This is a genomic window from Amycolatopsis sp. NPDC031561 (assembly GCF_055580625.1).
The window spans coordinates 77,878-97,331 of the sequence record NZ_JBVILA010000027.1 but is presented as its reverse complement, the minus strand read 5'-3'; the positions used below and the strand labels follow the sequence as shown (position 1 = coordinate 97,331).

General features: G+C 69.7%; 16 protein-coding genes. 10 read left to right on the top strand and 6 right to left on the bottom strand.

Annotated features, from left to right (window positions below; translation table 11 throughout):
• The first annotated feature begins 42 nt into the window (after positions 1–42).
• Genes ACZ5IK_RS37205 through ACZ5IK_RS37195 form a run of 3 tightly spaced genes read left to right on the top strand, consistent with a single transcriptional unit; the run spans position 43 to position 4,493 of the window.
• Positions 43–753: a GntR family transcriptional regulator gene (locus tag ACZ5IK_RS37205; protein ID WP_465491950.1), complete on the top strand. Its 711-nt coding sequence runs from the start codon at positions 43–45 to the stop codon at positions 751–753.
• A 52-nt stretch (positions 754–805) separates the two neighbouring features.
• The gene (locus ACZ5IK_RS37200) at positions 806–4,204 is read left to right on the top strand and encodes a TM0106 family RecB-like putative nuclease (RefSeq protein ID WP_465491984.1); all 3,399 of its coding nucleotides are present in this window, start codon (positions 806–808) and stop codon (positions 4,202–4,204) included.
• Positions 4,197–4,493 (top strand): hypothetical protein, encoded by a 297-nt coding sequence (locus tag ACZ5IK_RS37195; RefSeq protein ID WP_465491949.1) that lies wholly within the window; start codon positions 4,197–4,199, stop codon positions 4,491–4,493. Before ACZ5IK_RS37200 ends, ACZ5IK_RS37195 begins: the two co-directional genes overlap by 8 nt.
• A gap of 1 nt (position 4,494) precedes the next feature.
• Here ACZ5IK_RS37195 and ACZ5IK_RS37190 read toward each other — a convergent pair whose 3' ends face one another.
• Complete coding sequence (locus ACZ5IK_RS37190) at positions 4,495–7,578, bottom strand: BTAD domain-containing putative transcriptional regulator (protein ID WP_465491983.1); 3,084 nt, start codon at positions 7,576–7,578, stop codon at positions 4,495–4,497.
• A gap of 119 nt (positions 7,579–7,697) precedes the next feature.
• On the opposite strand from ACZ5IK_RS37190, the gene ACZ5IK_RS37185 reads away from it, so the two are divergent.
• The gene (locus tag ACZ5IK_RS37185; RefSeq protein ID WP_465491948.1) at positions 7,698–8,567 is read left to right on the top strand and encodes an alpha/beta fold hydrolase; all 870 of its coding nucleotides are present in this window, start codon (positions 7,698–7,700) and stop codon (positions 8,565–8,567) included.
• Positions 8,568–8,584: 17 nt separating this feature from the next.
• Here the strand turns inward: ACZ5IK_RS37185 and ACZ5IK_RS37180 are convergent, their stop codons facing one another.
• The 3 genes from ACZ5IK_RS37180 to ACZ5IK_RS37170 form a co-directional block, all read right to left on the bottom strand.
• Complete coding sequence (locus ACZ5IK_RS37180) at positions 8,585–9,442, bottom strand: hypothetical protein (protein WP_465491947.1); 858 nt, start codon at positions 9,440–9,442, stop codon at positions 8,585–8,587.
• A gap of 20 nt (positions 9,443–9,462) precedes the next feature.
• Complete coding sequence (locus ACZ5IK_RS37175; protein ID WP_465491946.1) at positions 9,463–9,939, bottom strand: glycine-rich domain-containing protein; 477 nt, start codon at positions 9,937–9,939, stop codon at positions 9,463–9,465.
• 129 nt (positions 9,940–10,068) lie between these two features.
• A complete protein-coding gene (locus ACZ5IK_RS37170; protein WP_465491945.1) occupies positions 10,069–11,100 on the bottom strand; it encodes a hypothetical protein in 1,032 nt (343 codons plus the stop codon).
• Between the two features lie 197 nt (positions 11,101–11,297).
• Between ACZ5IK_RS37170 and ACZ5IK_RS37165 the strand changes: the two genes are divergently transcribed.
• The 4 genes from ACZ5IK_RS37165 (at position 11,298) to ACZ5IK_RS37150 (ending at position 14,818) form a co-directional block, all read left to right on the top strand.
• The gene (locus ACZ5IK_RS37165) at positions 11,298–11,795 is read left to right on the top strand and encodes a hypothetical protein (RefSeq protein WP_465491944.1); all 498 of its coding nucleotides are present in this window, start codon (positions 11,298–11,300) and stop codon (positions 11,793–11,795) included.
• A gap of 144 nt (positions 11,796–11,939) precedes the next feature.
• The gene (locus tag ACZ5IK_RS37160) at positions 11,940–12,629 is read left to right on the top strand and encodes a sigma-70 family RNA polymerase sigma factor (protein WP_465491943.1); all 690 of its coding nucleotides are present in this window, start codon (positions 11,940–11,942) and stop codon (positions 12,627–12,629) included.
• Positions 12,630–12,723: 94 nt separating this feature from the next.
• Positions 12,724–13,494, top strand: a complete 771-nt coding sequence (locus tag ACZ5IK_RS37155; protein WP_465491942.1) for a hypothetical protein — start codon at positions 12,724–12,726, stop codon at positions 13,492–13,494.
• Between the two features lie 145 nt (positions 13,495–13,639).
• Positions 13,640–14,818 (top strand): PucR family transcriptional regulator, encoded by a 1,179-nt coding sequence (locus ACZ5IK_RS37150; RefSeq protein ID WP_465491941.1) that lies wholly within the window; start codon positions 13,640–13,642, stop codon positions 14,816–14,818.
• On the opposite strand, the gene ACZ5IK_RS37145 is transcribed toward ACZ5IK_RS37150, so the two are convergent.
• Positions 14,815–15,195, bottom strand: coding sequence for a hypothetical protein (locus tag ACZ5IK_RS37145; RefSeq protein WP_101608690.1), 381 nt, complete (start codon positions 15,193–15,195; stop codon positions 14,815–14,817). The two genes, ACZ5IK_RS37150 and ACZ5IK_RS37145, sit on opposite strands and share 4 nt — an antisense overlap.
• Positions 15,196–15,431: 236 nt before the next feature.
• Here ACZ5IK_RS37145 and pgfA point away from each other — a divergent pair, with 236 nt between their 5' ends.
• Positions 15,432–16,466, top strand: coding sequence for a cell envelope lipid trafficking protein PgfA (pgfA, locus tag ACZ5IK_RS37140; RefSeq protein ID WP_465491940.1), 1,035 nt, complete (start codon positions 15,432–15,434; stop codon positions 16,464–16,466).
• Here the strand turns inward: pgfA and ACZ5IK_RS37135 are convergent.
• Positions 16,463–17,158, bottom strand: a complete 696-nt coding sequence (locus ACZ5IK_RS37135) for a class I SAM-dependent methyltransferase (RefSeq protein ID WP_465491982.1) — start codon at positions 17,156–17,158, stop codon at positions 16,463–16,465. The two genes, pgfA and ACZ5IK_RS37135, sit on opposite strands and share 4 nt — an antisense overlap.
• 163 nt (positions 17,159–17,321) lie before the next feature.
• Here ACZ5IK_RS37135 and ACZ5IK_RS37130 point away from each other — a divergent pair, with 163 nt between their 5' ends.
• Positions 17,322–18,554, top strand: a complete 1,233-nt coding sequence (locus ACZ5IK_RS37130) for a glycosyltransferase family 4 protein (protein ID WP_465491981.1) — start codon at positions 17,322–17,324, stop codon at positions 18,552–18,554.
• Positions 18,555–19,454: the final 900 nt, after the last annotated feature.

Sequence of the window (19,454 nt, the reverse complement as noted above, 5' to 3'; positions counted from 1 at the left end):
TCCACCAGCCAATTCCCGGTGACCACTGGGTAGGCTGAGGTCATGCGGCGGACAGAGGTCAAGGAACGGCTTCGCAAGCTCATCGAGCGGCGGCTGCCGGGTGAGGTCCTGCCGTCGGAACGCGCGCTGAGCACCGAAATCGGCGTCTCGCGCCCCACTTTGCGAGCCGCGATCGACGAACTGGCGCGGGACGGCCTCGTCGTCCGCGAGCACGGCAGGGGCACGTTCACCGCGCCGCGCAAGATCTCCCAGGACCTCGTGCCCGCCACCGGCGGCGAGCAGTTCGCCCCGCCCGCCGAAGGACACTGGACCAGCCGGGTGATCGACTTCGCCGTCACCCCGGCGGGTGCCCGGCTCGGCAAACGGCTCGAGGTCTCCCCCAGCCGTCCGCTGGTGGCCGTCACCCGCGTCCGGGTCGTCGAAGAGGCGCCGATGGCGATCGAACGGATCCTGGTCCCCCGGGAGGTCGTGCCGGACATCACGGCCGCCGACTTCGAGTCCGGCTCGTTCTACGAACTGCTCCGCAGGCGGTACGAGGTCGTCCCGGCGACGGCCGTGCAGGTCATCGAGCCCACCGTCACCGACGCCGACGAGTCCGGTCTGCTCGGCGTCCCGCAGCACTCCCCCGCGCTGCTGTTCGAGCGCACGACCCGCGACGCCGGTGGCCACGTGATCGAATACACCCGCTCGATCTACCGCGGCGACTGCTACCGGATCACCTCGCACCTGAAGTTCGACCACACCTCCGGCTGACTCCGGCGTGCCGGGGTGGCCCGCCGGAGAGTCCATGTCAGACTCCCGGGCGATGTACACCCCGTCCGATCTCGCCGACCTGCTCGAATGCGAGCACCGCAGCGTCCTGAACCAGGCGCTGTCCGCCGGGCTCCCGGGAGCGCCGCGGCCGGGCTCCGGCCCGGATCAGCTGGCGGTCACCCACGGGCGCGCCCACGAAGCCGCGACGCTGGACAAGCTGCGCGGCGAGAAGAGTGCCGTCGTCGAGATCGACGAACGGGACCCGGTCGTCGCCGCGAAGGCCACCGAAGAGGCGCTGCGGGCGGGTGCCCCGGTGATCTACCAGGCGGTCTTCCACGACGGCGAGTTCTCCGGCCGCGCCGACTTCCTGATGCGGGACGACGAGGGCCGCTACGAGGTGTACGACACGAAGCTGGCCCGGCACGCGAAGCCCGCCGCCGTGGTCCAGCTGACCACGTACGCCGACGCCCTGCGCCGGGCGGGCTGGCCGGCCGGACCGCGGATGCACCTGCTGCTCGGCGACCACAGCACCCGTTCGTTCCGCGTCGACGACTTCCTCCCGCTGGTGGACAGGCTCCGCGCCCGGCTGCGGAACCGGCCGCCCACCTTGCCGGTCCCGCTGTGGGCCGACGAACGGCCCGCCTGCGGCGGCTGCTCCTACGCCGCCCACTGCGCGAGCGCCCGCGAAGCCGATCGCGATCTTTCGCTGGTGGCGGGGATGCGCGGCGACCAGCGGCGCAAACTCGTCGCCGCCGGACTCGGCACCATCGACGCGCTCGCGGAGGCCGCTCCGGAAGACCGGCCGCGCGACATCTCGACGACGTCGTTCACCACCTTGCGCGCCCAGGCCGCGATCCAGGTCCGGCAGGACGCCACCGGGCAGATCGCCTACGAGATCATCGATCCGGACGCGCTGGCCACACTGCCGCCGCCCGCGCCCGGCGATGTCTTCTTCGACATGGAAGGCGATCCCTACGCCCTTGCGGGCGAAGGGCTCGAATACCTCTTCGGCGCCGTGACGGACGAGGACGGCACTCCGTTCACGCCGTTCTGGGCGCACAACCGGTCGCAGGAGAAGCGGGCCTTCGAGGAGTTCGTCGACTTCGCCACCGCGAGGCTCGCGGAACATCCCGGTTCGCACGTCTACCACTACGCCCCGTACGAGGTCACCGCGATCAAGCGGCTCGCCGCCGTGCACGGGACCCGTGAGGACGCCGTCGACCACCTGCTGCGCAGCGGTGGGCTCGTCGATCTGTACTCCGTGGTGCGCAAGGCACTCCGGGTCTCGCAGCGGTCGTATTCCATCAAGTACCTGGAACCGCTGTACATGCCGGAGGCTCGCGACGGCGACGTGAAGACGGCGGTTTCGAGCATCGAGGCCTACGAGGAATACCTGACGCTCACCGCCTCCGGCGAGACAGCGCACGCGGACGAAGTCTTGCGCGGCATCAGCGACTACAACGAATACGACTGTGTCTCCACGCTCCGGCTGTTCCAGTTCCTCCACAAGATCCGCGTGGAGGCAGGGATCGCGCTCGCCGAGCCGCCCGAAGAGTCCGATGTGGACGCTCTGCTCCGCCAGACCGAAGAGGACGTCGCCGCGCAGAAACGCGCCGAACGCGCCGCGCAGCTCGCCGCTCTGGTCGATCCGCTGCTGGACGGGCTGCCCGACGATCCGGCCGAATTCACCGGTGAGGACCGTGCCCGCGCGCTGCTGGCCGCGTCCGTCGGCTACCACCGGCGCGAGACGAATCCGGCGTGGTGGGAGTACTTCCGCCAGCTGGCCGCGCCGCTCGGCGATCTGGAGACCGACAACGCCTGCGCCGTCCCGGTGACCATGGAGGCCGGGGAATGGGTGCCGCCTTCGGGCCGCGTCCGCAAGGCGAAGCGGTCGTTGACGCTTCGCTGCGACCCGGACCGGCCGCATCCCTTCGCCCCCGGCGACGACGTCCGCCTGCGCTACGGAGCCGCCGCGCGGGACGCCAAGGTCGTCTCGGCCACCGCCGTCGAACTGACCCTCGAGGAAAGCTGCCAGCCCGACGAGACCAGCGCCGACCGGCCCGTCGCGGTGCTGCCCGGGAGCCCGGTGCGGCCCTCCCCCAAGGACGACGCGGTCGCGGACCTCGCCCGGCTGGTCGTCGACGCGCTGCCGACGCTGCCCGCTCATCCCGGCGTCGACCTGCTCCGGCGCACGACGCCCCGGCTGCGTGACGACGCGACCCTGCCGGAACCGGGCACCGACCTGGTCGACACGGTGATCGACGCGGTCGAGAAGCTGGACGGCTCCGCGCTCGCCGTCCAAGGCCCGCCCGGCGCGGGCAAGACTTATCTCGCGGGCAGGCTGATCGCGAAGCTCGTCCGCGCGGGCAAGACGATCGCCGTCACCTCGACCAGCCACAAGGCCGTGGAGAACGTGCTGTCCGCCGCGCTGAAGAACGCGCCGGATCTGCCGTGCGCCAAACGCGCCAAGCGGACCCCGGATCCGGCCGCGCCCTGGGAGCAGCCGAAGACCAATCCGGCGCTGGTGAAATGGCGCGAGGAACACGACACCGGTCATCTGGTCGGCGGCACCGCCTGGACGTTCGCGAACGCCGCGATCCGGGACGAGCCGTTCGACCTGCTGATCATCGACGAGGCGGGCCAGTTCGCCCTCGCCGACGCGCTCGCGGTGTCGATGTGCGCCAAGAACCTCCTGCTGCTGGGCGATCCGCAGCAGTTGCCGCAGGTCGTGCAGGGCACGCATCCCGCGGGAGCCGAGGCCTCCGCGCTGGGGCATCTGATCGGCGAGGCCGACATCATCCCGGCCGAACTCGGCTATTTCCTCGACGAGACCCGCCGGATGCACCCGGCCGTCTGTTCACCGGTGTCACGGCTGTCCTACGCGGGCCGCCTGCATTCGCATCCTTCGGCGGCCGAGCGGGCGATCGACGGGGTCGACGGGGGTCTGTACCTCGCCGAGGTCGACCACCACGGCAACACGACACGGTCGGTCGAGGAGGCCGAGGCGGTCACCGCTCTCGTCGCCGAACTCCACGGCCGCACCTGGACCGATCACGGCGAGCCCCGGCCGCTCGGCGACGAGGACATCCTGGTCGTGGCCCCGTACAACCTGCAGGCCCGCGTCGTGGCCCGCGCGCTGGAGCAGGCCGGGCACCCCGGCGTGCGGGTCGGCACCGTGGACCGGTTCCAGGGTCAGGAGGCGCCGGTGGTGATCACCACCATGACCTCGTCGTCGGCGGTCGACCTGCCGCGCGGCCTGGATTTCCTGCTCTCCCGCAACCGGCTCAACGTGGCGCTCTCGCGGGCGCAGGCGCTCGCCGTCGTGGTCTGCTCGCCGCGGCTGGTCGAGGCCGACATCCGCACGGTCGAGCAGATGCGCCTGGTCTCGGGCATGCTCGGTTTGATGACGGAAGCCGTACCCTGGCGGCAAGGACGGAGCGACCATGAGTGAGAACAGCCCGGAGAAGCAGCCGGAAATCCTCGACGCCGAAATCGTCGAAGAGTCCCCGGCCCCGCCGGTCGAGGTTCCGGACCCGGACTACAGCGAGTCGGGAGTGCCTTCGTTCGACCACGTGCGAGACCGGATCGAACAGCGGTACACGACCTCGCTGGGCTCGACCGAACTCGCGGGCTTGGGCGGCAAGGAAGACGTGGCGTCGCTGGACAAGAAGATCGCCGACCGGGACAAGGCGGCCAAGGACAAACTGGCCGAGATCCGCCGCGCCATGCGGGAGCAGTGAGCTAACCCCAGTGCGGTGAACCGGCTTTGCCCGCGATGGCGTGCGCCTGCCGGTAGTGCGCGGCGGCCGCGTCGTGGCGGCCCAGGGCGGTGGCGAGGTCACCGAGGTAGCCGGCGACCGGGCGGAGGGTGAGCATCCCGCTCCCGGCTCCGGCGATCTCGTCGGCGGCGGGCAGGAGTTCGGTGTACAGGCGGTCCATCAGCGTCCGGTCGCCGGTTTCGATCGCGACGACGGCGTGCAGGCAGGTGCGGGCCTCGTACAACAGGTCCCGGGGCGAATCCGGGATCGGGTGTACCGGGCGGCACCAGCTTTCGTAGGCGCCGTAGCTCTCCTCTGCCGCTTCTCGCGGCAAGCCTCGCTGAATCCGGTCGCAGAACAGGGCGAGGGCGAGGATCCCGTTGTCCACTCCGGACATGGCCGTACCGGCGAGCCCTGCGGCCGCGGCACGATAGGCGGCTTCCCCGCCGGGACCGGTCATCGCGGTCCGCATCGCGCGATACCACCGGGTGAACACGGCGACGAGCGGAAGGCCGTACTTCTCCCCGAGTTCGTCCGCCGACTCCGCATGCCGGTCCGCGGCCGCGAAATCCGCGAGCGCGCTCTTCGCCTGGACCAGCACGAGATGTCCGAGCACCTCGAACGTCACCAGCCGGTGCCGCGAGGCGAGCTCGACCAGTTCCGCGCCGATCCCGGCCCGCCGGGACGCGAGCCCGGCGCGATCGAAGGACTGCAGGAACCGGGCGTTGAGCGCGAACGCCAGCAGCGCCGGGTCGTCGAGCCGCCGTGCGAGCGTCTCGGCTTCTCGCGCGGCCTCGCGAGCTCGTCGCCCGCCCGCGTTCCGCAGTTCGACGGCGAGCGTGGCCAGCAGACGGCAACGCTCCGCCGTCCGTTCGGCGGGCAACGCGGCGAGGGTCCGTTCGACGGCGGCCGCGATCCGGGATGCCAGTTCGGGATCGTCGCTTTCGGTCCAGATCGCGGGGATGTCGAAGGCGCCGATCACACGCGCGGTCAGGAGCGGATCATCGAGCTTTTCCGCCAGTTCCAGCGCTTCGGCCCGATGCCGCCGGGACTGGCCGAGGCCACCGGACACGGCCGACGCGCGGGCCTTGCCCATGATCAGCTCCAGGCGCTCCGCCGTATCGGTGGCTCCGGAGCGGTCGTACGCGGTGAGCGCGGCGTCCCAGAGTCTCGCCGCTTCCGCCTGCGCGAAACGGCTTTCGGCCTTCTCCGCGGCGGCTTTCGCGTAGTGCGCGGCGTGGCCCGCGTGTTCTTCGGACAGCACGTAATGGTGCGCCAAAGCATCGACGTCGTCCGGGCGGAGGCCTTCCAGCGCTTCGGCGATCTTGCCGTGCTCGCGGGCACGGCGCGACCGGGAGAGATCGTGGTAGAGCGTGTCCCGGACGAGGGCGTGCGAGAACCGGAACCGATGCGGCCCCGTTTCGGTCAGGAATCCGCGCCGGACCGCGATTTCCGCCGCGTCGAGCGCGGTTTCCCCCGACAGGGCTTCGAGCAGGCGGAGATCGACGTCCGTGCCGATCACCGCGGCCCGGCGCACCACCTCGCGGGCGGTGTCCGGCAACGCCTCCACCCGGTGCCGGACGACGTCGCGGACTCCCGGCGGGACCGCGTCCAGCGCGGCAGTGCCTTCGGAGGCCAGCAGGCGGGCGAGTTCTCGGACGAAGAAGGCGTTCCCGCCGCTGCGCCGGTGGATCACCGCGGCGGTTTCCGGATCGATTTCTTCCCCGGTCGTGACGCGGATCAGGCCGGCGACGTCGGTCTCGGGCAGGCCGCCGAGGTAGATCCGCGTCGGCTCGGCACGCGCGGCCCGGCCGAGGAATTCCGTCAAGCGGGCGGACGGATCGGTCCCGCGATAGGTCGCGACGATCAGCACCGGCTCGGCGAGCACCGACGTCAGCAACGCCAGTGTCTCCTCACCCGCCCAGTGCAGGTCGTCGAGGACGAGCAGGAGAGGCGCGGCGCCGGCCAGATAGGACGCGACCGCGCGATGCCATCGCCGTCGCGCGGTCATGGGATCACCGGTCACCGGACCCGCCGTCGGCGCGGCGCCATGCCCGGCGTCGGCGAGCGTGGCCAGGATCCGGCTCCACGCGTAGGCGGGTGGCAGGCCCTCGTCGTCGGGATTGCTCCCCCAGGCCGTGGCCCAGCCTTGCGCGGCCAGGCGAGCGGAAAACGCTTCGGCGAGCGCGGTCTTCCCGACCCCGGCGTCTCCCGAGACGAGCACCAGCCGCGACCGTGTCGCGGCTTCCTCGAGCCTTGCCAACTCGGCGGCGCGGCCGATCAGCGGCCGCTCGGCGATCTTGGGCACGGACGGTGCCAACCGGGGTGCCTGCGCCAGGATGTCGGCCTCGAGCTCACGCAGGCCCGCGCCCGGGTCGAGACCGAGTTCGTCGGCGAGCAGTGCGCGCGTGGTGCGCAGCACGGCCAGCGCGTCGCCCTGTCGCCCGGTTCGGTAGAGCGCCAGCGCGAGCAGCCGGGAACCGTTCTCCCGCAACGGGTTTTCACGAACTCGCGACTCCAGCTCGGGGATCGCCTCGGCGGCCCGCCCGAGCGTGAGGAGAGCCTCTGCGCGAAGTTCCCCGGCGAGCGAACGGAGTTCGGTCAGCCGGGAGACCTCGCCACGGGCCCAGCTCTCGTCGGCGAACCCGGCATACGCGGGCCCGCGCCAGAGCGCGAGCGCGGTGTCCACTTGCGACAGTGCGGCGTCCGCCCGGCGGGCGTCGACCAGTTCGCGGGCCGTGGCGACGGCGGCCTCGAAATCCCAGGCGTCGACGGAGTCCGCGCGCAGGGCATAGCCGCGGCCGACCGTGACGAGCAGCCGCGCCGGCTCACGGGGCGCGCGGTCCGGCTCCAGCGCGCGGCGCAAGGCACCGACGAACGTCTGGACAGCGCCGACAGCTCCTTCGGGCGGACGCTCCCACAGGTCGTCGACCAGGCGTTCCACCGGCACGACCCGGCCGCGGGCGATCAGCAGCCTCGCCAGCACCGCCCGGTGCCGCGGGCCGTTGAGCCCGACGTCGCCCCGCGCGTCCTCGGCCACGAGCGGGCCGAGCACCCCGAACCGCATCGCCACCTCCTCGTTCACCGACGGTGATCATCGTGCCCCGGCCGCTCGGCCGACGCTGACCGGGTGCTGATTCGGGTCCGGGACGCTGGCGGTCAACGGAAACGACCAGGAAGGTACCCATGCGCATCACCGGATTCGACTACCAGCGCGTGCCCGTGGCCGACGGCGTCGCACTCGACGTCGCCGTCGCCGGGACGGGCAGCCCGATCGTGCTGCTGCACGGCTTCCCCGAGACCCACCTCATGTGGCGGCACGTGGCGGCGGATCTGGCGGCGGACCACACCGTCCTCTGCCCTGACCTGCGGGGATACGGCGAAAGCGACAAGCCCGCCGACACCGGCGAGACCTACTCGAAGCGTTCGATGGCGGCCGACGTCGTCGCCGTCGCGAAGGCTTTCGGCCACGACCGGTTCGCCCTCGCCGGGCACGATCGGGGTGCGCTGGTGGCCCTGCGGGCCGGGCTCGACCACCCGGACAAGGTGAGCCACCTCGCGATCCTCGACGTGCTGCCGACCCTGGACATGTGGGACGTGCTGCACGGCACGAGCGCCACTGTCGGCTTCCACCTCTACCTGATGGCTCAGCCGCCCGGCCTGCCGGAACAGCTGATCAGCGCCGCGCCCGACGCGTTCTTCGGCCACTTCCTCGACGCGTGGACGCGGCCCGGCGACGCGATCCCGGCAGACGTCCGGGCCGCGTATCTGGAGGCGTCACGGAACGCGGTGACCTCGATCGTCGCCGACTATCGCGCGTCGGCGGGAATCGACGTCGAGCACGACACGGCGGATCGCGAAGCGGGCAACCGGCTCGCCATGCCGCTCACCGTGCTCCAGCAGGACTGGGGTGCCGCGCTCGGCTACGACGCCGTCGCACTCTGGCGGGCGTGGGCGACGGACCTGGACCACCGGACGGTCACCACGGGCCACTTCATGGCCGAGGAATCACCGTCGGAGGTGGTGAAGGCGCTGCGAGAACTGCTGACGCGCTAGAACTCGGGGCGGGCGAATCAGTGCGGCGGTCGCAGGCGCCAGCCGGCATAGTCACGTGCGATCTGTGCCAGCCTGCTGGTGGTGGCGGCCTTATAGCTCCAGAGCCCTGCGACGTACACGGCGAACGCGGTGATCTCCTCTTCGGTGGCCTCGCTCCAGCGCGTGCTCGTCTTCGCCCAGGTTTCGGCGTCCATCGCCCGATGGCCGTCACCGATGAGGCGGATCACCATGAAGGCGGGATCGACCCAGGCCGCACCTTGAGCGGGCCAACCCCAGTCGATGACACGGATATTTCCGGCCGCCGGGACGAGGAACTGGTCGGCATGAAGATCTGTATGCAGCAGGGAGCGTCCGGCCGTGAACGCCGGAGCCTTCTGCTCCCATGCGGTCAGCTCGCCGATGTCCCAGTCGCCGACGATCTCCGGCCGCTCCTGGGCGAGTTTGGGCCACCAAGCGGACTTCCAGCGCTGTTCCAGGGGCTTGAGTCCGGGCGCCTTGATATCGCCGATGCGGTTGACCGTCTCGGCCACTCGCGTGAGATCCGACGAGCCCGGTTGGAGCCGGGCTCGTCGGCCGGCGACGTATTCGTAGCCGACGAGCAGCCAGTCCTCGATGTCGGCGGCGAAGTGCACGGCCGGAGCGATGCCGGACACCAGCGTGCCGAGTTCGGCCTCGTTCCGAAGCCAGCGCATCGCGGGCGACACACCCTCGACCCCCTTGACGAACAAGGGTGCCGCTCCGTCTCGGGAGAACACCGCGGCGAAGTTGCTGCTCTGGCCGACCTCGATCTCATCGACCCTGTCGATATCATCGACACGATTCCGGATGGCTTCCCTGACGGGTTCCGGCAACTCGTCCCAGCCGTACTTCTTCACCTGCGGTCCTGTCCTTGGTACTACTTGCCGTTGGTGTCGGTGTTCTCGTTGCCGTCTTTGCCCGAAGCCCGGCAACCGTCATCGCCATCGCTGCACTTGACCATGAAAGTCAACCAAAGCTCGTCGTCGACCGCGAACCCGAGAGAGCGAATGGCCTCGGTGGTCCGGGCGATCAGTTCTTCCGGGTCCGTTCCACTCGCGCCGTCGTCGTTGGGGACGTGGTGGATGAACCCGCCCGCCACCCGTGCACAGAAAGACGCGTATTCACGGGTGTAGAGGATGAAGGTGTGCCACCCGATATCCACCAGCTCCGACGGCCCGAGCTGCGCACCGTGACTTTCGCCGCACGCGCGAAGGAACGCCAGCGCTTGATCCATGATTCGGGCCGCGAAATCACGCGGCATGTCGTGTTCTTTGGCGATACGGTTCACGAGGCGCCCGAACAGCTCGCCGGGGATGAGTCCCTGGCCGGTAAGTTCTTCAACGGTGTTTGTCATTCCCCACTCCTTTTCGGTTCTCTGCTCAATGGGTAGGCTGCCGCACGCTGTGGGCCCGATCAGTCGTCCGGAGCGCGACTCCACCTGAGTGGCCCTGTCGGGTAGCCAGGTCGTTACCAGGCTGACGCGCTAGAACTTGGGCTTCGGCATGGACTTGCTCGGCGCGACGGTCGCGATGCGTCCTTGCGTTTCCCTGGGCGCCCGGGCGTTCGGGTAACCGGCGGAATAACCCGGCACCACCCGCCCCAGCACCAGCAACTCGAAGGGGACGAACTCGACGTCGGCCGACTTGAGCAGTTCCAGCGTCGGGCTTTCGACCCGTTCCGCGGCGAGCGCCACGGCGAGGTTCTGCTCGGCCGCCGCCCATGACGACGAGCCGAGGTAGAGCAGCGTCACGGGCACGATCAGGGCGGGCAGGCACCAGGGGCTCACCCGCAGGGCCAGGACGGCGACGAGGAATACGAGCGGCAGGAAAAGACCGATGCGCAACGATCCTTCGGCGTTCTGCCGGTCGTATTCGCCGTAGAGCTGATCCTCTTTTCCGAGCAGCCGCGGCCCGACGTAGTCCAGATCCTCTTTGGCCGATTCGACGTAGGCGTCGAGCCGGACGACAGTGCCGAGGAGGTGCCAGCGGTGGAGGTAGTCGTCCATGGCCCGTCGCCGGTGGTCGCCACCGCGCACCCCGGCGACGATCTCCGGCAGTTCCTGTCCCGCCCGACGCGCGAATTCCTGAAGCCCGCTGACGTGGGCCAGCACCTTGTCGCGGAAGGCCTCATCGGTGAGGAACCGGTCCGACAGCTTGTTGAGCACGGCGTCCCGCAACGCGCGCAGGATCAGCCGCCTGCCCCGGTATTTCGGCTCCAGCCAGGCGATTCCCTGGAGTCTCGACCGGCGGAACAACGGGGTCACGATCGTGTCCAGCCAATGAGTGATGGCAAGGGACATCGTCCCGAGGAGATACGCGGCGAAGGTGGCGGCCGCGAAGACCGCGGCCTTGCCCGACCAGGAACCCAGGTCCAGCAGGTCCCGGTAGACGCCGGACGCCTGGCCGGGCGGGGGCAGGCTGGGCCGGAAGGCGAGCCAGAGCCCGAGAAGCCAGACGTAGCCCGCGGCGAGCGGCGCCCGGAGTTCGCGCAGACCCGGGAGAAGACTCGACAGCATGCCCCTCCGCCCGCCCGACGACCGGTCCTACCAGGCGTCGTCCTCCGGTCGCTCGCCGTTACAGAACGGTCCGACCGCCCCTGACTGGGCCGAACGGCGCAATCCGCGCCCCCGCCCGCCCCAATCCGACAGACCTTCATGTTTACCTTTCTCCACGCGGGGTATCGGTTGTCGGCAGGACAAACGAGGGGCCCGACATGAAACCCAGTTCCAGACGCGCGCACACCGTCGCCCGTGATCTCCTTTCCCTCACCAGATCCGGCGAGGCCGACCGGCTCGCCACCGCTCTGGTGTCCACCGCCTCGCCCACCCGGGAAGGGCCGGCGCTCGGCGACGTCGTCGGGCGGCTGGTCGACACCTTCTCCCTTGCCGCCAAGGATCGCCGTCGTTCGCTGCGGATCCGTGAACCGTTCACCTTGCGCCTGCGGGATCCCGCGGGCCAGACGGTCCGGCCCGACAAACTGGATCCCGGCGTGGCCGCGATGGTCCGCGCCATCGCCGCCAGCGTCCGCGACGACCGGGACACCTGCGCCGACCAGATCGGGGCGGCCTGCGCGAACGCCGACCTCGACCGCCGGATCCGGGTGCTCGCGCACTGCCTGGTCTGGACATCGGACTTCCTCAGCACCGACACCACGGCCTATCCCCCGGTGCTTTCCTGCCTCAAGGGCTCACAGCCCCAGCGTCCACAGTAGACATTGCGCGGTTCGGATGACTTCCCGCCGAACATGTGGACATCCCCAGCGCGGCGCGGCAGGCTGGACAACCGCGCACGAAGTCCCAGTCCCCGATGACGGGCGCACCTTGGTGACCAGTTCCCCTGAACCAGGAGTGCAGACTTGGACGAGGTAGCGCCCTCGACGATACCCGCGGACTCCCGAGCGGCCGCCACGGCGGGGCTGCTGCCCAACCCGGAGAGCAGGCTGGTCCGGGCCGCCGTCGCGGGTGATCCGGACGCGGTCCGGGATTTGGCTCGTTTCCTTTCCCCGCACGTGTTCCGCTACTGCGCCGGGAGGCTCGGGAGCACCGGAACGGGCGTCTGCGACGCACAGGACTGCGCGCAGGAAGTGTTGCAGGCCGTCTTGATCGCCTTGCCCCGCTACCGGTACCGCCCGGACCGGTTCCTCGCGTTCGCCTTCGGGATCGCCGGGCACAAGGTGGCCGATTTCCACCGCCGCCGCTCACGCGAACCGGTCGCCACCGTCGCGGAAATCGGCGACGGCCTGACCCGGTGGATCCGCCGTGACCCGGACGAGATCGAACGACTGGAACACCGGATGCAGGCCGGGGTGCTGCTGGCCAGGTTGCCGATGCCGCACCGGCAGGTCCTCGCCCTCCGGTTCGTGTTCGGCCTTTCGGCCGAGGAGACGGCCGAACGCCTCGGCCTGCCGAGCGCCGGCGCGGTCCGCGCGGCCCAGTACCGGGCGCTGACCAGGTTGCGAGCCCTGCTCACCGAGCGGAATGCCCGTTACGCGCCCGATGTCCCGGAACTCGAAGAGGTGGCCGTCCCGGAGCTCGTCCCGGTATAGAACCGTCCACTTCGGACCGTCGTTTCTTGTACGCCACTTGTACGGGGATCTTGCATCCTGTCCACCTATCTGGGGAAACCACTGGAGGACAGCAATGAAGATCCGATCGAGGATCGTCGGCGGCGCCATGAGCGCGATCGCGATGGCCGGGGCGGTCATGCTCGGCGGCGCGGGCGAGGCGCTGGCGGCGACGGGCACGGTGAACACCGACTCCGGTGTCGCCGTGACCGTCCGGTCGACCCCGAGCACGGGCGGGAGCGCGGTCGGCACGGTCGCGAGCGGCACCGCCGTCACCATCGACTGCCAGACGAACGGCTCGACGGTGACCGGGAAGTACGGCACCACCGACATCTGGGACTACGTGCCGTCCAAGGGCGGCTACATCAGCGACGCCTACGTCTACACCGGTTCGGACGGCCGGGTCGCCCCGGACTGCGCCGGCAGCACCCTCTCCTGCTCGACCGCGGGCACCGGCAACCCGCGGACCTGCGCGGAAGCCGTCGCGTGGGCGAAGGCGCACGTGCACACCAACAACGACCCGGACTACTACCGCTGGTGCGACCGGATCAACTCGTGGGCCTACGGCTGGACCGCGAGCGGTTCGGAAACCGCCTACGTGCACTGGACCCAGCTCCCGGGTTCGTACAAGCACCCGGGTGACACCCAGGTCCCCGCGGGCGGGCTCGCCTTCTTCAGCAACGGCGGCACCGGGCACACGATGATCTCGATCGGCGGCGGCAAGTTCCTGTCGAACGACATCAACGGTCCCGGCAGCTTCACCGAGACCACCATCGCGCAGATCAAGAGCAAGTGGAACTACACCTATCTCGGCTGGTCGCAGCCCTGGTTCAAGATCAACCACTGATCACCCGGGCCACCTGGGGGCGCCGCCGGACGAAGAGGTCTTCGTCCGGCGGCGTTCCTTCTTGTCAGGCGCGCCCAGCACCCGAAACGGCCCTTTCGTCGCATCGTGATAAAAATCGGCCACTCCGTCGGGTTAGAGTTGACGGATGGGCACCGAGGCTCTCGCTACTCCCGCACCCCGGGAGCAGCGTGTGCTCATGCAGGCGATGCTCACCCGGCTGCCCGAGTTCAGCGACCGCCTCGCCCAGCTGCTCAGCGACGAGGACGAGTTCTACCACCAGGTGGACAGCACCGCGCCGGACGAGTTGCGCAAGGTCTGCCGGGCGAATCTCGAGCGGGCGCTGACAGCGCTCGTGGAGGGCCGGGGGCTCCCTCTCGACGCGGCCCGCAAGACCGGCCTGGCACAGGCCCGGCAGGGTATCCCGCTGCCGTCCGTGCTCCGCGCGTTCCGCATCGGCGGGATCTTCGTCTACGAGCGCCTGCTGGAACTGGCGGGCCCCGGGTTCATCAACCCCGCCCGCACGGTGGAGATCAACTCCAACGTGTGGAAGACCATCGACCTCTACTCCGACGCGCTGACCACCGCGTACAGCGAGGTCGCCGCCGAACTGTCCCACGAGAAGCTCGCCTTGCTCGACGGCCTGCTGCAGGGCCGGTTCGCCACCCAGGCGGAGCTCGAGAACGCCGCGAAGGAACTCGATCTTCCGGCGGCGGGCACGTTCGTCGCCGTCGTGACCGAAGCCGTCGAACCCAAGGAACGCCCCGGCGTCGAGGCGCTGCTGCGGGCGCGGCGCTGGAAGTCGGCGTGGCGGCCGGGCGCCGAAACCGGGCTGGTCGTGATCGACCGCGTCGAGGACGTCCGGCGGCTGCGCGACGTACTGGGCGCCTTGCCGCTGGCGGTGGGGATGAGCAGGCCGTTCAACGGCTTCCTCGAGGTGCCGGACGCGGTGCACCGGGCCCGGATCGCCCGCCGGTCGCTGTCCACCGGCACCACCGGCGTCGCCGTCTTCGGCGACTCGCCGGTCACCACGCTGGTCGCGAGCGCGCCCGCGATGTCGCGGGACGTCGTGCGCTCGGTGCTCACCGGGATCCTGGTGCTCCCCCAGGCCGAACGGCACGTCCTGCTCGACACGCTGGTCGCGTGGTTCGCCGGGCACGGCTCGGCGAAGGAGGCCGCGGACAGGCTGATCGTCCACCCGAACACGGTCCGCTACCGGCTGCGCCGGGTGCAGGAACTGACCAGACGCGACCTGTCCGACCCGGTCGACGTCGGCGAGCTCTACGTCGCGCTGGAGGCGGTCCGGCTGGCGGACGACGCTCGCTAGCGCCTGTCCGGCGCCATGTCGGCGTCGATGATCCTCGCGAGGTCCAGCAGCGTGTGCCCGAGACCGGGCCGCGCGGTGAGCCGCACCGCGAGCGTGCGGCCGCGCGAGGTCGTGGCGACCGGCAGGGTCACCTCGGGGTTCGCGGACCTCGTCCACTGTGGACGGCGCCCGGCCGCGGACAGCACGATGTCCGGATGCGGGGACCGCCGTCCGGGACGCCACCGTGATCTCCTGGCGTCGAGGTCGCGGATCACGTTGCCGTGCAACGAAAGCAACGCGGCGACGTCCGCGACCGCGTCGCGGAGTTCGACGTCGGTGATGGAGTCCGAGTACGCGCCGATGTCCAGCGCGCGGGGATCGTTCGGGTCCTGCGGCACAGAGTTCCTTTCCACGCACCGGAAGTCGTCCGATGGTGGTCCCGCTCACGTTGTTCCCGGGAACAAACATGTTTGGCTGTCTGCGCCGAATGGCGGCACCCGTACCGCCTTCCGGCCCCGTGGCGTACCTGTGACCGTCGGTCACACCTTTGACGCTGACCGGTCCACCAGCCACTATCTGGCGACCGATTACCGATGGGTAATGTGGATTTTCCGTGGTCTCACCAGGAGGACCGTTGCGACGTGCGTTGAGCCTGATCTTCTTGGCACTAGGGGTGTTCGCCATCGCCGGCGCGGTGTTGCTACCGACCTACGTGAAGCCCGAACTCGCCAAAGTGCCACTGAACCAGGAATCGACGTCGGTCCTCGAAGGCACCGCGTCCAAGGTGCTCGCGGTGAAGACCGAGGACGGCAAGACCGTCACGGAGATCCGTGACGACGCCAAGCTGAAGGCCACCGCCCGGGTGATCGCGAACTTCGCGCCGCCGGAGATGCGGGAGGGCACGGACGTCGCGGTGTGGCTGCTGGCCGTCTCGGTCGTCGACACCAGCGATCAGACCGTGGTCAGCGCGAGCAAACGGCAGGTCTGCTTCGACCGCCGCACCGCGGAGGGCTACGTGCCGCCGGGCGGCGACCAGGAGTCGAAGTGCTCCGACAACTCCAGCTTCGTCACGAAGCTCAAGGAGAAGGCCGCGAAGGAGAACGAAAAGCCCGAGGAGATCCAGGAGTACAGGCCGCAGCCCGGCCTGAACTTCAAGTTCCCCTTCGGCACCGAGCAGAAGGACTACCAGGTCTACGACGACAACACCGGCCGCGCCGTCCAGGCCCGGTTCATGGGCGTCGAAGACATCAAGGGTGTCGAGGTCTACAAGTTCGTCCAGGAGATCCCCGACACGAAGATCTCGATGAAGAAGGTGCCCAGCTCGCTCATCGGCGCCACCGGGGACTCCGTCGAGGCGGGGCAGTTCTACCAGGGCACCGTCACCAGCTGGATCGAGCCGGTGACCGGGATCCAGGTCAAGCAGGAGCAGCGGTCGCACCAGGAACTCCGGTCGGCCGCGAATCCCACGCCCACGGTGGTCTTCGACGGCAAGCTGACCTTCACCGAGGCGACCGTCGACGCGATGGTCAAGCAGGTCGGCGAGAACAAGGGCAAGCTGGACTTCATCGGGAGCACCGGGCCGATCGTGCTCGGGATCGGCGGGGCGGCCTTCCTCGCGCTCGGGGTCTTCCTTCTGGTGAAGCGCCGCCCCACCCCTTCGCGTCACTAGCGCTTGCGCAGCACCATCACCAAGTTCCACGACGCGACTTCCCGGACGCCGGGAACGCGCACGATCCACTGGGCCCAGGAGGGGTGGTAACGCGGATAGACCTCCTGGAGATCGGCGAGCGGCGTGGCCTTCCCCCACCGGATGGCCGCGCCTGCCGAAAAGGCGAAAAGGCTCTCCCCGAATTTGTTCTTCGGCTCCTTCCCGTTCTTTTCGAGATAACGCCGCCGGGCGTAGGAGCCACCGAGGAAATGCCACGGCGCCGTCTCGTGGCCGCCCCACGGTGAATACCACGGCGTGAACGAGGCGAAAACCGTCCCGCCCGGTTTGGTCACCCGGCACATCTCGGCGAGCATGACCTCGGGTTCGGAAACGTGTTCGAGCACGTTCGAGGAATAGCAGATGTCCACGGAGCCGGTGCGCACCGGCAGTTCCGTCCCGCTGCCCCGGACCATGTTCTCACCGGCCTCTCCCCTCGCCGTCAGCTCTCCGACATCGGGATCTATCCCGAGATACGTGGCGCCGGCGGCACGGAACGCGTCCGAGAAATAGCCGGGCCCGCCGCCGACGTCGACGATGGTACGGCCGTTCAACGAAGTGTGCTGAGCCAATTGCCTGACGGAGTCGTCGGCGAGCACCGAGTAGAAACCGTCCGGATCGGTCTGCTCGGTGAGAAAAGTACGGAACAAGGTCACGGATCTGCGCAAAGTGGCGCGATGCGGCATCACCGAGAGTGTCACTGACCGATTACCGACCATCGAACCATCGCTTTCCGGGAATGATTCATCTACCGTGTACGCACCGGTAACCTAGCATTGTCGCTAACAGGTTGGGAGAACCACGATGGAACGGCCACGTGTGCTGCTCGTCAACTGGCGCGACACCGGCCATCCGGAAGGCGGCGGTTCCGAAAGGTACGTCGAGCGAATGGCCGAAGGACTCGCCAAGGCCGGATACCGAGTGGAGATCCAGTGCGCGGCCTATCCGGGCGCGAACGCCGGGGAGTGGCGCGACGGCGTCCGCTATCGCCGCCGTGGCAACAAGTTCGGCGTCTACCTCCACGCGCTGCGGGCGATCCGGAAGGCGCACGCGGACCTGGTGGTCGACGTCCAGAACGGGATGCCGTTCTTCGCCAGGCTGGTGGCAGGCTGCCCGGTCCTCGTGCTCGTGCACCACGTCCACAAGGAACAGTGGATCAGCGCGCTCGGCGAGACACTGGGCCGGATCGGCTGGTGGATCGAGTCCCGGCTCGCGCCGTGGCTGTTCCGGCACTGCCGCTACGTCACGGTTTCCGAGATCACCAAGGGCGAGCTCGCGGGCCTCGGCATCGAAGGATCCCGGGTCACCGTGGTACCCAACGGTTTGGACGCTCCCCCGCGCGGCAAGGCCGTCCGGGACAAGGAACCGACGCTGGTCGCGGTCAGCAGGCTGGTTCCGCACAAACGGATCGAGCACGCGATCGACGTCGTCGCGGAACTGGCGCGGCGCTGGCCGACGCTGCGGCTCGAAGTCGTCGGGCAGGGCCCGTGGGAAGAGGTCCTGCGCGAGCACGCCCGTGACCGCGGTGTCGAGGATCGCGTGCGGCTGCACGGCTGGGTGGACGAGGCCGCGAAACACGAGATCCTGGAACGGTCCTGGCTGCACCTGTGCCCGTCGGTCAAGGAGGGCTGGGGCATCGTCATCATGGAGGCCGCCGCGCACGGCGTGCCGTCGGTGGCCTACCGGGCGGCGGGCGGGGTGGCCGAATCCATCGTGGAGGGCAAGACCGGGCTGCTGGCCGACGACTTCGGCGAGTTCACCGCGAAGGTGGACGGACTGCTCGCAGACCGAGCGCGCCGAAGCGAAATGGGCAAGGCGGGCATCACCTGGGCCGGTCTGTTCGACTGGGAACACAGCGTGAACCGCTTCGAATCACTCGTGCGCGACGTGGCCGGGGTGGCCATCCCCCATCCCAGGGTCCTGACGCCGCAAGGCTTCGACGATCCCGTCGGCCAGCCCGGCCGTGGCGGCGTCGTCGAAGTCCTTGCGGCGTGCGCGCACGGTGACGGTGCTCGTGTCCCCGACGGTCGCCGCGCCGAACGCCACGCCTGAGCGGCCGCTGGCCGCCGGGTAGAAAGCGATCGAGGTGACCGCGTCGGCCGCCGAAACGATGCCGAGGTTGGAAACCAGGTAGGTCGAGCCGAGCCTGCTCGCCAGCAGCCGGGTCCCCAGCCGGGCGATCCTGCTGCTGCGGGCGGGAAAATCGGGTTCCGGCGGCTGCGAAGCCAGTAGCGCGCCCACTTCGGCCGCGCCCGGCTTCTTGCCGAGCCGCAAGCGGAAGAAGGCGCTGTCGTGCTCGGGTTCCGGCGCCGCGCCGCCGCGCCACGACGCTCCGACCGCGGCCACCACCCTGGTGGTTTTCTCGCCGTGCCGGGCGTTCCACGTGTCGGTCAGGTCGGCGGCCGCCGCCGCGAAAGTCGAGGACCCGAGCCGTGAGCGAGGGAGGATCCTGGCGCTGAACACGTCACCTGGGCCGCTTTCGGCTCTTTCCGGGGTAATCCTCGCCGGAGGCGCGAAAACCGCTTCAGCGACTCGCTGGACGGCCGAGGTGAGGAACGACCGATTCGCCGTCCGCGCGCCGATTCCCCTGGCTGCGGACGAGATCGGGACGTCGAGGGCGAGTCCGAGGACGGCGAGCAGGCCGAGGCCGTCGAGCGCGCCGTGATGCGCGGCGATCAGCACGACGGGTTCGTCGGTGCCGACAGCGACGCGGAGCAGCGGTGCACCGCGTTCGTACGGGGCTTCGGCGAAACGATCACGGATCGCCGGGAGTTCTTCGCCGGGAACAGCTTCGACGCCGGGAGCGGCCCCGAGCCAGGGCCGCTCCTCGACCGCGACCGCCAGCCGCATCCGCGCCTTTTCCGGCGTCAGTACCGAAGACAACTTCGCTTCCAGGAGGATGCTCCAGGAAACGGTGGGGTCGCCGTAGAGCCCGACGACGCGCTGCGCGTG

Coding starts and splice junctions, on each gene's coding strand:
- ACZ5IK_RS37190 (WP_465491983.1), bottom strand. CDS start 7,578: ATGCGGTTCGGGGTGCTCGGCCCGCTCGTGGCCGAGGACGCGCGGGGC.
- ACZ5IK_RS37150 (WP_465491941.1), top strand. CDS start 13,640: ATGGGCACCGAGGCTCTCGCTACTCCCGCACCCCGGGAGCAGCGTGTG.
- ACZ5IK_RS37155 (WP_465491942.1), top strand. CDS start 12,724: ATGAAGATCCGATCGAGGATCGTCGGCGGCGCCATGAGCGCGATCGCG.
- ACZ5IK_RS37185 (WP_465491948.1), top strand. CDS start 7,698: ATGCGCATCACCGGATTCGACTACCAGCGCGTGCCCGTGGCCGACGGC.
- ACZ5IK_RS37205 (WP_465491950.1), top strand. CDS start 43: ATGCGGCGGACAGAGGTCAAGGAACGGCTTCGCAAGCTCATCGAGCGG.
- ACZ5IK_RS37170 (WP_465491945.1), bottom strand. CDS start 11,100: ATGCTGTCGAGTCTTCTCCCGGGTCTGCGCGAACTCCGGGCGCCGCTC.
- ACZ5IK_RS37165 (WP_465491944.1), top strand. CDS start 11,298: ATGAAACCCAGTTCCAGACGCGCGCACACCGTCGCCCGTGATCTCCTT.
- ACZ5IK_RS37175 (WP_465491946.1), bottom strand. CDS start 9,939: ATGACAAACACCGTTGAAGAACTTACCGGCCAGGGACTCATCCCCGGC.
- ACZ5IK_RS37195 (WP_465491949.1), top strand. CDS start 4,197: ATGAGTGAGAACAGCCCGGAGAAGCAGCCGGAAATCCTCGACGCCGAA.
- ACZ5IK_RS37200 (WP_465491984.1), top strand. CDS start 806: ATGTACACCCCGTCCGATCTCGCCGACCTGCTCGAATGCGAGCACCGC.